The 13,896-nt window shown below is 40.6% G+C and carries 15 protein-coding genes; 11 read left to right on the forward strand and 4 right to left on the reverse strand.

Annotated features, from left to right (window positions below; all coding sequences use genetic code 11):
* Positions 1–79 precede the first annotated feature (79 nt).
* Positions 80–196: a cytochrome b6-f complex subunit PetG gene (gene petG / locus KME09_25660; protein ID MBW4537327.1), complete on the reverse strand. Its 117-nt coding sequence runs from the start codon at positions 194–196 to the stop codon at positions 80–82.
* A gap of 239 nt (positions 197–435) precedes the next feature.
* On the opposite strand from petG, the gene KME09_25665 reads away from it, so the two are divergent.
* From KME09_25665 to KME09_25700, 8 genes are all read left to right on the forward strand, one after another.
* Positions 436–810, forward strand: coding sequence for a cytochrome c (locus KME09_25665; protein ID MBW4537328.1), 375 nt, complete (start codon positions 436–438; stop codon positions 808–810).
* Positions 811–1,028: 218 nt separating this feature from the next.
* Entirely contained in the window at positions 1,029–1,355 is a 327-nt protein-coding gene (locus KME09_25670; GenBank protein MBW4537329.1) for a hypothetical protein, read from the forward strand.
* A gap of 127 nt (positions 1,356–1,482) precedes the next feature.
* The gene (locus KME09_25675) at positions 1,483–2,022 is read left to right on the forward strand and encodes a GIY-YIG nuclease family protein (protein ID MBW4537330.1); all 540 of its coding nucleotides are present in this window, start codon (positions 1,483–1,485) and stop codon (positions 2,020–2,022) included.
* 100 nt (positions 2,023–2,122) lie between these two features.
* Positions 2,123–3,892, forward strand: a complete 1,770-nt coding sequence (locus tag KME09_25680; GenBank protein ID MBW4537331.1) for a protein kinase — start codon at positions 2,123–2,125, stop codon at positions 3,890–3,892.
* 83 nt (positions 3,893–3,975) lie between these two features.
* Entirely contained in the window at positions 3,976–5,271 is a 1,296-nt protein-coding gene (locus tag KME09_25685; GenBank protein ID MBW4537332.1) for a pentapeptide repeat-containing protein, read from the forward strand.
* 160 nt (positions 5,272–5,431) lie between these two features.
* Complete coding sequence (locus KME09_25690) at positions 5,432–5,944, forward strand: CBS domain-containing protein (GenBank protein MBW4537333.1); 513 nt, start codon at positions 5,432–5,434, stop codon at positions 5,942–5,944.
* Positions 5,945–6,120: 176 nt separating this feature from the next.
* The gene (locus tag KME09_25695; protein MBW4537334.1) at positions 6,121–6,666 is read left to right on the forward strand and encodes a (2Fe-2S) ferredoxin domain-containing protein; all 546 of its coding nucleotides are present in this window, start codon (positions 6,121–6,123) and stop codon (positions 6,664–6,666) included.
* A 40-nt stretch (positions 6,667–6,706) separates the two neighbouring features.
* On the forward strand, positions 6,707–7,543 hold the full coding sequence (locus KME09_25700) for a ChaN family lipoprotein (protein ID MBW4537335.1): 837 nt from the start codon (positions 6,707–6,709) through the stop codon (positions 7,541–7,543).
* Between the two features lie 332 nt (positions 7,544–7,875).
* Here the strand turns inward: KME09_25700 and KME09_25705 are convergent, their stop codons facing one another.
* The 3 genes from KME09_25705 to KME09_25715 form a co-directional block, all read right to left on the reverse strand.
* Positions 7,876–8,907, reverse strand: coding sequence for a glucokinase (locus KME09_25705; GenBank protein MBW4537336.1), 1,032 nt, complete (start codon positions 8,905–8,907; stop codon positions 7,876–7,878).
* A 26-nt stretch (positions 8,908–8,933) separates the two neighbouring features.
* Positions 8,934–9,422 (reverse strand): GNAT family N-acetyltransferase, encoded by a 489-nt coding sequence (locus KME09_25710; protein MBW4537337.1) that lies wholly within the window; start codon positions 9,420–9,422, stop codon positions 8,934–8,936.
* Positions 9,423–9,609: 187 nt separating this feature from the next.
* The gene (locus tag KME09_25715) at positions 9,610–10,224 is read right to left on the reverse strand and encodes a tRNA-(ms[2]io[6]A)-hydroxylase (GenBank protein MBW4537338.1); all 615 of its coding nucleotides are present in this window, start codon (positions 10,222–10,224) and stop codon (positions 9,610–9,612) included.
* 211 nt (positions 10,225–10,435) lie between these two features.
* Here KME09_25715 and KME09_25720 point away from each other — a divergent pair, with 211 nt between their 5' ends.
* From KME09_25720 to KME09_25730, 3 genes are all read left to right on the forward strand, one after another.
* Positions 10,436–11,185, forward strand: coding sequence for a serine/threonine protein phosphatase (locus KME09_25720; protein ID MBW4537339.1), 750 nt, complete (start codon positions 10,436–10,438; stop codon positions 11,183–11,185).
* 105 nt (positions 11,186–11,290) lie between these two features.
* Positions 11,291–11,710, forward strand: a complete 420-nt coding sequence (locus KME09_25725; protein MBW4537340.1) for an aspartate 1-decarboxylase — start codon at positions 11,291–11,293, stop codon at positions 11,708–11,710.
* A 223-nt stretch (positions 11,711–11,933) separates the two neighbouring features.
* On the forward strand, positions 11,934–13,841 hold the full coding sequence (locus KME09_25730) for a transketolase (protein MBW4537341.1): 1,908 nt from the start codon (positions 11,934–11,936) through the stop codon (positions 13,839–13,841).
* Positions 13,842–13,896: the final 55 nt, after the last annotated feature.

Raw genomic sequence — 13,896 nt, forward strand, 5'->3', positions numbered from 1 at the left:
ACCCTTAGTTAGTTGGTGATTAATATTGGCTACTAACTTTTGTAGTTAAAAATAAGCTGGTTAATCATAGGTTAGATATTTAGTCAATACCTAGCTTGTTACCGCGTTTGTACTGCATGTACGCAGCAAAAAATAATCCTGCTAAGGTGATAAAAATCAAGCCCAGTACAATTCCTAGAAGTAGAGGTTCAATCACAAGGTGTCTCCTAAAAAGTTATCTAATTTGACTATATCCTACGCTAATATTGGCAAGCTCATCTATAACTCTTGGCGAAAAGAGCAGCTTCTAATCTAATTGAGCTTTTAGCCTGATGCTAATAATCGGTGGTTTCAACCTGAAATACTGATTTGTTAGCTAGCCTTTAGTTAAGATTATAAGTTAGTTTATTAATCATGGTAAACATAAGTAAACATTCGTAATTTTAAAATTATATAGTGGATAACCAGTTAGCCCAATCCTACGCTTGGCTAAGTCGCCTGACAATAATCATCATGGCAGTATTATTGGTGATCGGCTTTGGCATTCTGGGTATCTATTGGCAAAGATCTGCCGACCCTTACGCTTATCAAGTTTTGACCCTTGATGGAGATCCTCAAAATGGCTTGGCTATTTTTCAGATCAACTGTGCGGGATGTCATAATCTACAAGCACAAAGAAGTGTTGGGCCAAGATTAGAACATATTTCTAAGCGGAAATCACCAAGAGATATAATTACTCAAGTAACCAGTGGCAGAACTCCCCCCATGCCAAAGTTTCAGCCTAGCCAACAAGAAATGGCAGACCTACTTAGTTATTTAAATAAGCTTTAAACTGCTCAAGCTGCTTGAGTAAAATTTTGCCATGTCTTGACAATTGCAGCGATAATTAATAATCAAAAATCGAGCCTCAAACTCAATAGAGACAAATGTTTTATCTTGATTTATTGCTCTTGAATACGAAAAATTAACAGCTAATAATTCAACGAAAATTTCTGATACTATCTTGAATAGTCCTGATATATTATCGATAAACTATCGACATTTAAACAATGGGTTTAAGAATAGTCAAAAACTTTGACGCAACTTTCACTTTAGAATCCCAAGCCAAAGAAATTTTATTTAGTCTGTTAACTAATCAGACATTTACCGAACAAATTAGTCAAAAATTACACGAAACTACTATTAAATTTACCGATCTGTTGTTTCAACCAGTACCCTATAGTCAACAGACACCAAAAGGGATGCCTAGAGAGTTTGAACAGTATCACAACAACAGCGAATATATAATTATCAACGTCCCCCCTAACTTCATGTTTCAAGCCAAAATTTTTCAGCCTAGTCGCTTATGCGCTATCTACCGCAAAGTTAACTATTAATTACTAAAATTACTCAGCAACTTAATCTCTGCACACCTCCACCAAAGCTTAGGTGCTGTTAATTTAACCACAGACTGCGATCGCCAATCACAGTCTTAAATTACAGTCTTATTAAAGCCAGATAAACATGTCTATTCAAACCGAAACAGCATCTCTAGCTAGTCTGGAATACCAACCATATTTAATGGCTGATGGTCACATTAATGAAGACGTATCGGGTAAAATTGGAGTTTATGCCATTTTTGCTCAAGATCAGTCCTTGGTCTATGTTGGATATTCCCGTGACGTATATTTAAGCCTCAAGCAACATTTAATTAGACAACCCCAGCATTGTCATTGGCTTAAGATCCAAACGATCGCCCGTCCGAGTCGAACAGTTTTAGCCGAAATTGCCTCAGCTTGGATCGCTGAAAATGGTAAGACTCCTATCGGTAACGATACACAGCAGCACCTTTGGACTGAGCCAATTGATGCCAACCCCGCTATGACAGAGGAAGAAAAGGCACAATATCAACAGAGCGAAGAATCAAAGCAAATTAAAATACGGAAGCAGGTTGCCAGACGAGTAGAGGCTCAAATACTCAGCCGCTTAAGCGATCGCGGAGTTCAAATGGAAATTAGATTTAATCCTAAGCTCAAAGAAAAAGGTTTATTAGATCTCAAATAAGCTCATAGTCGCTCTTTAAGTTCGTCGTTATCTTTCGCCCGCTTTAAAATAGGAATAGTCGAGTTGTTTTTAGATCAATAGCCGTTCATCTCAAATAAATATGACAGCACTATTAAATAACCGCTATCGCATTATTAAAACTCTGGGTAGAGGCGGCTTTGGCGAAACTTATCTTACTGAAGATAACCATATGCCGTCGGGACGAAAGTGTGTCCTCAAGCAGCTAAAACCGATTGTTAAGCAGCCCAAAATGCCGCCCTGGATGAAAGAGCGTTTTCAGCGCGAAGCAGCCATTTTGGAAGAGTTGGGCAACGGTAGCAGTCAAATTCCTCAGCTTTATGCTTATTTTTCTGAAGGGGACAAATTTTACTTAGTCCAGGAATGGATTGAAGGATTAACTCTCAATCAATATTGGGAGCAAGAAGGCAATCTGCATCGTGATGAAGTAAGACAGATTCTCAAGCAGATTTTACCTGTTCTCGACTATGTTCATAGCCGTCGAATTATTCATCGAGATATTAAGCCAGAAAATATTATTCTGCGTAAGGGCGATCGACTGCCATTTTTAATCGATTTTGGTGCAGTTAAAGAAGCGATCGCTACAGAGGTTAACGGCAATAATAGTACCTATTCCGCTTCGATTGGAACTCCTGGCTATATGTCCTCGGAACAGGCAGCAGGTCGTCCGATTTATTCTAGCGATCTTTATAGTTTGGGCTTAACGGCAATTTTTTTGTTGACAGGACTAGCTCCTAATGAACTAGAAACCGATCCTCGTAATGGTGAAATTATCTGGCAGGAAAAAGCGGTTAATTTAGATCCTGAATTAGCTGACATCATTACTCGTGCTGTTAGGTTTCATCCTCGCGATCGCTTTGCTACTGCTCAAGAAATGTTAGCTGCCCTAAATCAAGACATTGCTAATAAGCCTAATAATCTGACAGGAGTCACCTTAAATGTTGCCCCCAATCGAGGTTCTGACAATCGGGAATTACTCACGAATGCTCACAACACCTTGGCATTTGAATCAAGACCTTTAAAGCGCCCCCAGAAAAATATCTGGAATACAGTTGGTTTATTTCTTCTGGTCGCTACAGGAGTGGCAGCGGGGACATTTGCTGCGGGGTTTGTGGTAGTTTCTAATCTCTGGCGATCGCCTGGAGATGCTCCAACAGCAGAAGTTGAGACAGCAAATAGGCAGCCCGATTTATTTTCTAATACGGACGAAGGTGAAACAGCACAAGCCGAAGCCGAAGCCAAGTTAAAAGCCGAACAGCAAGCCGAAGCCAAGTTAAAAGCTGAAGCCGAAGCTAAGCTAAAAGCCGAACAGCAAGCCGAAGCCAAGTTAAAAGCCGAACAGCAAGCCCAACAAGCTGAAATTGAACTCACAAAAGAGCCAAAAGCCGAGCAAAAAGAGCCAAAAACTTTAGCTAATGCTGATTTAGAGCCGACAGATGAACTAAATATTCCCATCCTCACCACTGGAATATCGGAAAGTCAACTCGTGAGTACTTTGGGTAAGCCGAATTCAGAAAGACAAGGCTGGCAGGCAAATAGTAAGGTGCTAGTTTACTATGATGTGATTCCCGATCGCGTTAATCTTAGTTATCAATCTGATGAGACAGGCAAGATTCGACAAACAGATGTTGCCCTAGATCAAGCGGTTAGCTTGGGTGCAATGCAGCAAACTTTAGCTAAAATGCTCGGGGGGGAGGCTCCTGCCGATATCAGAGACAAGTTACGTAGCGTTTACAATCGTGAAACTAGCTTCAGTTTTTTTAAGCTGGATAATTTAGAAGGTAAAGTTCAGCGAGATGCTCAAGGTCGCATTATTATTTCTGTGTGGGATCGGGGATATCAGCCGACTTAAAACAAATGATCATCCCTGAGCTTAAAGATTGCTGCTGGACTTGAATATGGTCTAAAAAATATTATGTCAAAAATTTATCAAGAATGAAGGACAGGACTGATTCCACCTCGAATATTAATTCAGATATTAATCCAGATATTAATCCAGAAAATATAACAGAGCTGGAAAACGGCAAGGTCGATCTAGAGGAAGAATCGTTATCTCTAGTCAAATCAAAGTCTTTAGAATCTCCTGGACTGAGGCGATCGCCAGTTCCTCAAAAAAATACTGGTCGTAAAATTAGTTTTTCCCAATCACAATTGATTTTAATTAGTCTCTTGTTGATGGGTTTAGGTCTCTGGTTTAGACTTTCTTGGTTGGGGTTGGCAAGTGCGATCGCTGCTTTGTGTCTTTCTCTAGGAGTCGTATTTGGCTCGGTTCGAGGCTGGGTGATTAAATTCCTCACAGTTCAAGAAAGAAGAACCATCTTGGCTTTTATCGGCTTTGTTGGAGCGATCGCTGGGCTGCTTAATTATTTAGGATTTTACAGCAACATTGGCAGTTGGCTTACTCAGTTTAAATACGATGAATTTGGCTCTTGGGCAGAATGGATCGGCGCTGTCGGACAAATTTTAATTGCGATGTTGGCGGTTTATGTCGCTTGGGCGCAATACGTTATTTCTAAGGATTTAACGATTCAGCAAAACCGAATTACTCAACAGCAGACGATTGATACTTATTTTCAGGGTATTTCTGACCTGACCTTAAATGACGAAGGTTTATTAGAAGACTGGCCGCAAGAAAGAGCGATCGCCGAAGGTAGAACCGCCTCAATTGTCTCTAGTATTGATGAAAACGGGAAAGCTAAAGTTCTGCGTTTTCTGTCTCAATCCCGTTTATTGACTCCCCTCAAACGAGATAATCTCCTTGGTAGAGCGATTTTAGATGGTAGTGGTGGGTATTCTGAAGATCGCGCCCATGGTACTAGGGTAATCGATCTAGGAGTGATGCTGGCAGGAGCATATTTAGTCGGACAAGACCTCCGCTGGACAGACTTAAGTGAAGCTAATATGGTGAGAGCCAATCTCAGTCATTGCGACTTAATTAAAGCAAATTTAGCTCGTACTGTATTGTATGAAGCAAATCTAGCTGGAGCAGATATTAAGGGCGCTCGCCTATTTTATGGGTCGGTAGAAACCGCAACTCCTCGTAGTATTACGGTACAGCCTGACTATGAAACAGGAAAACATACTGGTGTGGTTGTGGAAAAAGCTAATTTTTCAGGAATTAAACGCTTAAGTGATGAACAGCGTTACTATATCTGCTCTTGGTGTGGCGAAAAGTCTCGCTCAACTGTACCAGGAGGATGTGAGGGAATTCCCAATAAGTTAGGGAGATAGACACTTACTTTCAGCCATTAAATCACCAACGCCAAAATTTTATTTAATTATTTCATCTTCACAAGTTTCTCAAGTTGCTCATTTATAAATAAAGAATTACTGGATTTGACACCCATATTTTCTGTGGTTTCGAGTAGATTGACACTAACGGAGAAAGGAAATGAGAGCAGCAGATATAATGACTACCAGCGTATTTATGATCGATAGCTTGGCAACTGTGGCAGAAGCGATCGCCTTAATGCAGGATAAAAAAGTACGTTCTTTAATAGTTGAACCCAGTGAAGACGGCGCTTACGGAATTGTTACTGAAACAGACATTATTTATAAAGTAGCCACCCAAGATGTAGATCCTGAATCGGTGATGATCTACCAGATTATGACTAAACCCTGCATTGTGGTCAATCCCGATTTAGATTTAAAGAATGTGGCTCGACTATTTGCCGAAACAGGAATCAGCAGAGCACCAGTAATTCAGGAGCATCTTCGAGGAATAATTTCTGTAACCGATCTAATTATGAAGTCCAAGATATCATCACAATCTGCTTCTGATAGCCTCTCATTAAAAATTCAGGAAACTCTACTACACAGTCGCGTAGCTTTGGATGCACAAACAGAAATAGATCGAGAATGTGAAGCTGCTTGGGATGTAGTTGAAGAAACACAAGCTTACTAAAGTCAGCGTAGTGCATTTGTAATAATTTCAAGAGCATGTACAATATAGAGTTTTGTTTTTGTAAAAGTTATTAATTTACTACAACGGGCATTTAAAATTTTTGTTTAGTTTATTGATAATTAAAATCAATTAGAATAAAAATTGAGTTGCGCAGATGTTTATACAAGATTTAGCCCATGGTCGCAGTACAGCCTCTAGTTTCCGAATTTATGCTTGTTGGTAGGTTAGAAGATTTTGTGGTCAGTTCCAAAGGTCGCGTCAAATCTTTGTATCTATCTACCCCAGAAGCAGACTATACGATTGAAGTGGCTAAAGAACAAGCAAATGTTCTGAGTCAATATCTCAAACCTGGTTGCTATTTAAAAGTGGCGGGGATGCGCAAAAATAAACTACATCAGGCAAAGATTAGTTATAAAGCTTACAGTATAGAATTGCTGCCAGAACAAGCAACCTCCAGCAATACCGTAATTAAAACTCACAAATCAAAAGCTCAGATACTAGTCTGCCAAGGCTCAAGCTGTTGGAATAAAGGAGGAAGGGCCACTTATGAATTGTTAAAAGCTGAACTACAAGCAAAAGGAATAATCGATGACGTAGCAATTAAAACCACTGGTTGTTTGAAACAATGTAAGCAAGCTCCCAATCTAGTTATGCCCAACCGAAATCGTTATAGTAAGGTAAAGCCTCAACAAATATCACAGTTAATTACTAAATATTTCTAGTCATAACTAATAACTAGATCATCAACCCAAACTTGCCATAATGCAGTTCAAATCGTCCTCCGTTATTTATGTGACAGGAATATTTTTAGCAGGATTCTTTTTTACTCAATCTCCTCAAAGTTTAATTGCTACTGCTCAACCAGTTCCAGAAATAAATACTTACAATTTAAATCAAATTCAACAAAATGATGTGATTTATTTGGGGGAAAACCATGATAGTCCTGCTATCCACCAACAACAGCTAGAAATTATTACTCAACTCCAAGATAATCTAGCTAAAGCTGATTCGGCCAAAAAATTAGCGATCGCCATGGAAATGTTTCAGCGTCCATTTCAACCCATGTTAGACCGCTATCTAGCAGGAATAATTAGCGAAGAGCAACTAAGAAAACAAACTGAATATGACACACGTTGGGGTTTTGATTGGGAATTTTATGCGCCGATTCTACGTTTTGCTAAAGCCCAGGAAATTTCTCTAATCGCTCTTAATACTCCCGCTGAAATTACCCAAAAAGTAGCCGAATCAGGTATCAATAGTCTTGTAGAAAGTGACTTTCGCTATATTCCACCCCTGCAAGACATTAAGCTAGACAATACCCTATACCGTCAAAGACTAACAGAAATTTATCAACAGCACGCAAAAGAGGGACAGGGCAACAGTACGGATGCAGATAACTTCTTTGCCGCCCAAGTATTATGGGATGAAACTATGGCAGAAGCGATCGCTCTTGACTATCAAAAATACCCTGATACCCAAATCGTTGTCCTAGTGGGTAAAGCCCATGTAATGTACGATTACGCCATTCCCAATCGAGTCAATCGACGCATCAGCAAACCCAACTTCACTCAAACCACTCTTTTATTAAATAACAAGTAATTCTGGCGTTGCTGATTGAAAGCATGACGTACAAAATAATACTGTTCGTAGCTCTTAGCTTTTAGCTTTTAGCTTTTTGATTCAATACAATATAACAATTTCAAAACGTCACATTGTACCCTTGTCCTAAAGGACGACGCGTAGCTAGTGCTTTAGCATAAGCTTCGCAAATGGTATACCTCGATTTAGCAACGCCGTAATTCTCAGTAATCAGTAATTAGTAATTAGTCCTAAAGGACGACGCGTAGCTAGTCCTAAAGGATAAGCTTCGCAAATGCTTTAGCATAAGCTTCGCCCTAAAGGACTAGCTTCGCGTCGCAAATAATCAGTAATCATTCTTGATGCTGCAAGGCATATAACACCGAGCCTACCAAACCAACTTGGGGACTTAAGACGATGTGAACGGGAATTTTTTCAATTAAGGTACTAACTCGACCTTTATCCTTAAACGTTTGCAAAAATCTGCCATCTTGCATCAGCGGCAAAATTTTAGCAGCTATTCCCCCTGCAATATAAATCCCGCCGTAACAAAGTAATTTTAGAGCTAAATTTCCCGTTTCTGCGCCATAGGCTTCAATAAAGACATCCATAGTTTTTTCACAGAGGCGATCGCTTTGTTTAAAAGCTGCCTGAGAAATTATCGCTGCGGGGTCGATCGTCTTTTTTGCTTCCTGTTCCCACAGTCTAATTTTTTCAGCTATTGTCGAAGATTCAACCCCATAACCACTGTCGCGCAAAAACTGATAAATTGAGGTAATTCCTTGACCCGAAACTACTCGTTCAACCGAGATATGTTGAATATTTAATTTTTGACGTAAATATTTGAGTAATTCCATCTCCAAATCATTACGGGGAGCAAAATCTGTATGTCCCCCTTCACTGGCAAAGATCTGATATTTCTTACCTTGGGGAACTAGAAAAGCCTGCCCTAAACCTGTTCCTGCACCAATGACGGCGATGGGCGAATTTTCTCTGGCTTCTCCTTCTTGTAGGGTATGGACATCAAAATCTTTTAAGCCCAATATACCAAAGCTATTGGCAGCAAAATCATTCAGTAGATTAATTCTGGGGATATCCAATTCTGTTTGTAACCGTTGAGTGTCTAGCACCCATTTTAGGTTAGTTAAGTGACAGGTATTATTGACTACAGGCCCTGCGATCGCAAAACAAGCCAACTGTGGCTTAATATATTCATCTTGCGCTAAAAACCCGCGCACCATTGGTACTAAGTCGGGAAAATTAGCACTTATATACTGGGCTTCCTTAACAGTTTTAAAAGTCTTTTCGGTAAGAGTAACTTCGGTCACTTCCACCAGACGTAAAATCGTCTTTGTGCCGCCAATATCTCCAGCGAGTAAAAACATAATCTACTTGCGATCTATTCTAGTATTCATTTAGTGGGTAACCGTTTAAGATAAATCAAATCACATCTTGCGGTTTCCACACCTTCGGCGGGTTCATAGCCATTACGCTCATATAATTTTACTGCCTCTTTTAAGATTGTTGCGGTTTCCAGCCAAATTTCTTGATAATTTTTAATAGCGATCGCTTTCTCTAGTTTTAGCAATAAATATCTTCCTAGTCCTTTGCTTCTTACTTCTGGTAGCAGATACATTTTGCGAATTTCCACCGCCTTTTGTCCTCTAGCTATCGGTTGATATGCCGCTGTGCCGACCACAATTGCATCCTGCTCCACTACCCAAAACTCACCTCCAGTCTTTAAATAGGCCTGTTCCACCTCAATTACATCTCGATCTGCCAATTCAGGCTGCCAAGGCAAACCATACTCTTCTAGCACCGTCTTAATCACTCCTGCTGCTGAGGCGCGATCGCTCTGTTGCCAATCTCTAATCGTGAAGTTTTGATATTCTTCGTTCACTGTTTTGATTACTGATGACTAATTACTGATACTAAATCCGATTCTCAAAAATAACTTTGTGGTAAGCAGTTTAATTGGGCTGAAACTCATTACTCATTACTCATTACTCATTACTCATTACTCATTACCCATTACCCATTACCCATTACCCATTACTCATTACTCATTACTCATTACTGCTCATTGCCTAACTATGTAGCCTGGGTTCAGGATGCATCGTTGCCAAAATACTGCTTTCATATTCCCCTAATTCGGTTAATCGACGCTCAAGTTTAGGGCGATCGCTATATTCTAATGCTAGTAACCAATAGATGCCGTAATGACGGGCTTCTGATGCCATCAAACTACGATAAAACTTGGCTAATTCAGCATCGGGGCAATATGTTCCAATTAATCCTAGTCTTTCATGGGAACGAGCTTCGATAATTGCCAAAATTAGCAACAGGTCAACTAGGCGTTCTGGTTCGGGGTGGCGTACCTGGGATTTTAGCTGAGCAAAGTAAGGTGGAGCATTTAAAGCTGCTAAGGGAAGATTACGTTTTTCTAACCATTGATTTACCTGGTCAAAATGTGAGAGTTCTTCTTGAGCGATCGCAGTTAATTGACGCACTAATTTCTGGTGAGCAGGATAGCGAAACATGAGATTAATTGCTGCCCCTGCTGCTTTGCGCTCACAGTGAGAATGATCTAATAATATAGTATCGAGGTTAGCGATCGCTGTTTCGATCCACTCAGGGTTTGAAGGCTGTTGCAGAATTTTAATAGTAGCATTTGTGCTGTAAGTGACTACTCGATTCATCATAATCTTCTTATACTAAAGAACGTTTATTTTGCTTTATTGTCCAGATAGTTTGTCTCGAATAGTCAAGCAAAAATTTATTTTGATTATATGCACATCATCTTGAATTAAACGGGAATACTTACTAGTAAGTTAACAATTTCCTTTTATTATTAGTAAAACTGTTAGTAGTAAAAATTAATTGTCAAGAATGCACATTGTCAAACCAGCAAGCATGACTAAAAACCGCCGAATTGTTATTGGTGACGTACACGGACACTATGACACTTTAATTGCCCTACTAGACGCAGTTTCACCCACTAGCAAAGATGAAATATACTTTCTGGGCGACTTAATCGATCGCGGGCCTAAAAGCGCCCAGGTAGTAGATCTGGTCATGCGGAATAAGTTTCATTGTTTACGCGGCAACCATGAAGAAATGCTCTTGGATGTAGTTGGCACAGGAGAAGTCTCAGTCGATCTGTATCAAAGCTGGCTTTACAGTGGTGGTCACGCTACGGTGGATAGCTACGACAGCAAAATTCCTCAAGAGCATATCGATTGGATCAAGGGTTTGCCTTTATATCTCGATCTGGGAGACTATTGGCTGGTTCATGCAGGAGTCGATCCTAATGTTCCTCTCGCTCAACAGAATGCCGAACAGTTTTGCTGGATCAGAGAAGATTTTCATGGTAACGATCGAGCCATATTTAAAAATAAGCTGATTATCACAGGGCATACTATCACTTTTACCTTCCCAGGAGTTAAACCAGGACAAATTGCAGCAGGCAAAGGCTGGCTAGATATTGAAACAGGAGCATATCACCATAATAGTGGCTGGATGACTGCTATAGACCTCAATCAGCATAAAGTATATCAAGCGAATTCTTTTGATGGGCGGATTCGGATTATGCCCTTAAGCAAAGCGATCGCTAAGGTAGAATCTGCTAAAATAGCGTCCCGCAGAATGCGTAAAAGAGCCTAATTTGCTATTTGTTCGCCATCAGTTACACAAATTGAATCTCTTTTGATGACCAGTGTTTATTGCCTAAAGGTTTATCATAGATAGTGTCAGGTTAAGAGAGAATCGATGAGCCAGATCAAGTTAATGCACGCTAAGCTTCATCGCGTTAGAGTCACAGAAGCTAATGTCAATTATGTCGGTAGTATCACTATTGATCGAGATTTAATGAGTAAGGTAGGAATTCTGCCCCTACAAGAAGTAGACGTAATCAATCTGGCAAACGGTAAACGTTGGTCTACTTATGCGATCGCTGGAGTACCTGGATCGGGAGAAATCTGCCCCAATGGTGGAGCTGCCTTACTTTGTCAGCCTGGGGATATTTTGATTATTATTGCCTACGAATATCGCGATCGCTCTGAGGTCATGAGTCAGGGACATCAGGCAAAAGTGATTGTGGCAGATGAACACAACCATTGTTTAGAATTTATAGAACAAAGATTAGTCAACGAGTCAGGCAAGTTACAGTTTCAATCTTCGAGTGATTAAAAAGAGTTTTGGTAAAATAGCAAACAGTAAATCTGTAGCGGTTTATTCCAGATTGCGACACAAATTTCCCTCATTTACCACAACCCGATAAACTTAAACTTGTCGATCGCTTTTTCTGAGTAGCAAATTTCCCTAAGTTCGTAACAGAAATAAATTATCGTTGTAACAGTTGTAAAAGTTACATTAAAATTACAATTTTTTCACACAATATATAAAATAAATCATGACAGCAACAACTACTCGTTTTCCCATTGATTTAGGTGCTTATAAACCTTTAGCCTTAGATCCGAGCAAGGCGATGACAGATGAACAAAGAGCGGCATTGACAGCTAATATTCAACTCTGCCGTGAGGCGATCGTGTTCTTTACTGCTACTGGTGCAGCAAGAGGGGTTGGTGGACATACTGGAGGCCCTTTTGATACTGTTCCTGAAGTAATGATTCTGGATGCTTTTTTCCGTGGTGCGCCTGATAAGTTTGTCCCCATCTTTTTTGATGAAGCAGGACATCGGGTGGCGACTCAATATCTCATGGCAACATTGCATGGTGATTTACCGCAAGAGGATTTACTAAATTATCGTGGTGCTAACTCTAAATTACCTGGACACCCTGAGTTGGGATTGACTCCTGGGGTTAAATTTAGTTCTGGTCGTTTAGGACATATGTGGCCCTACATTAACGGTATTGCCCTAGCTAATCCTGATAAAGTAGTTGTTTGTTTGGGTTCTGATGGTGCGCAACAGGAAGGAAATGACGCTGAAGCTGCGCGGTTAGCAGTGGCACAAAACCTCAACGTTAAGCTATTTATCGATGATAACGATGTAACTATTGCTGGACATCCCTCCGATTATCTACCTGGTTACGATGTAGCTAAAACTCTAACGGGTCACGGTTTAGAAGTTAATGAAGGCGACGGCGAAGATCTGGACTCTCTTTATAGCCGTATGTGCGCAGCGGTGATGAGTGATGGCCCTGTGGCTCTAATTAATAAGCGTCCGATGTGTCCTGGGATTGAAGGCATCGAAGGCACTACCCACGGACATGATGTGATTTCGGTAGATAAAGCGATCGCCTATTTAGAGCAACATAATCAAGGTGCAGCAGCCGACTTCCTCAAAAATATAAAAAAACCCAGCAACGATTATAAGTTCTTGGGAGTGAGCGATAAACTCGGTTCTAACCGTAACGTCTTTGGTGATGCGGTAGTTTCTGTCCTCGGCAAAATGAGCGATGCTGAACGGAAAGAGAAAGTGATCTTTATTGACAGTGACTTAGAAGGTTCTTGCGGTTTTAAAACCATTCACGATGCTTATCCCGATGTCTTTATCCCTTCGGGAATCATGGAACGGGGTAATCTTTCCGCTGCTGCTGGTTTTGGGATGGCAGAAGGTAAACAGGGTGTCTTTGCTACCTTTAGCGCCTTTCTAGAAATGTGTGTTTCGGAAATCACTATGGCACGTCTCAACAAGTCTAATCTCTTGTGCCACTTCTCCCACGCTGGTATCGACGATATGGCAGACAACACCTGTCACTTCGGAATTAACAATATGTATGCAGACAACGGCTTAGAAGATGGTTATGAAACCCGTCTCTACTTCCCCGCTGATGCTCACCAAATGACTGCCTGTGTTAACAAAGTTTTCCACGATCCTGGAATGCGCTTTATCTTCTCCACCCGTTCTAAAGTGCCGATGATTCTCGATGATGCGGGTAAAGAATATTTTGGTGGCGATTATACTTTCACCCCTGGTAAAGATGAGGTGATTCGCGAAGGCGATGCAGGCTATATTGTCAGCTTTGGCGATGCTCTTTATCGTTCCTTGGATGCGGTAGAACGTCTTAGGCAAGAAGGAATTAACGTTGGTTTAATCAACAAATCGACTCTTAATCTGATTGATGAAGAGATGATGACAAAAATTGGTCAAGCGCCTTTTGTCTTGGTAGTTGAATCTTTCAACCGTCGTACAGGTTTAGGTAGCCGTTTTGGTTCCTGGTTGCTCGAACGTGGTTTAACCCCTAAATATGCCTATCTTGGTGTTCATGAAGAAGGCTGTGGTGGACTTTGGGAACAGTTCTCTTATCAAGGATTAGATCCAGAAGGCATCATGAGCCATGTAAAAGGGTTGATCTGAATTAGCTCCAAGCTTTAAGCTCTAAGCTTTAAGTAAAACAGTGTTGCAGGGTGGG

Origin of the sequence: Pleurocapsa minor HA4230-MV1, assembly GCA_019359095.1 — a bacterium.
In the GTDB taxonomy this organism is placed as follows: Bacteria; Cyanobacteriota; Cyanobacteriia; order Cyanobacteriales; family Xenococcaceae; genus Waterburya; species Waterburya minor.

What these genes read in the sequence shown, in the direction of transcription:
- KME09_25725 (MBW4537340.1), top strand. Translation starts at nt 11,291, where the DNA reads ATGAGCCAGATCAAGTTAATGCACGCTAAGCTTCATCGCGTTAGAGTC.
- KME09_25695 (MBW4537334.1), top strand. Translation starts at nt 6,121, where the DNA reads ATGGTCGCAGTACAGCCTCTAGTTTCCGAATTTATGCTTGTTGGTAGG.
- KME09_25730 (MBW4537341.1), top strand. Translation starts at nt 11,934, where the DNA reads ATGACAGCAACAACTACTCGTTTTCCCATTGATTTAGGTGCTTATAAA.
- KME09_25700 (MBW4537335.1), top strand. Translation starts at nt 6,707, where the DNA reads ATGCAGTTCAAATCGTCCTCCGTTATTTATGTGACAGGAATATTTTTA.
- KME09_25680 (MBW4537331.1), top strand. Translation starts at nt 2,123, where the DNA reads ATGACAGCACTATTAAATAACCGCTATCGCATTATTAAAACTCTGGGT.
- KME09_25720 (MBW4537339.1), top strand. Translation starts at nt 10,436, where the DNA reads ATGACTAAAAACCGCCGAATTGTTATTGGTGACGTACACGGACACTAT.
- KME09_25685 (MBW4537332.1), top strand. Translation starts at nt 3,976, where the DNA reads ATGAAGGACAGGACTGATTCCACCTCGAATATTAATTCAGATATTAAT.
- KME09_25675 (MBW4537330.1), top strand. Translation starts at nt 1,483, where the DNA reads ATGTCTATTCAAACCGAAACAGCATCTCTAGCTAGTCTGGAATACCAA.
- KME09_25690 (MBW4537333.1), top strand. Translation starts at nt 5,432, where the DNA reads ATGAGAGCAGCAGATATAATGACTACCAGCGTATTTATGATCGATAGC.
- KME09_25670 (MBW4537329.1), top strand. Translation starts at nt 1,029, where the DNA reads ATGGGTTTAAGAATAGTCAAAAACTTTGACGCAACTTTCACTTTAGAA.
- KME09_25705 (MBW4537336.1), bottom strand. Translation starts at nt 8,907, where the DNA reads ATGTTTTTACTCGCTGGAGATATTGGCGGCACAAAGACGATTTTACGT.
- KME09_25715 (MBW4537338.1), bottom strand. Translation starts at nt 10,224, where the DNA reads ATGATGAATCGAGTAGTCACTTACAGCACAAATGCTACTATTAAAATT.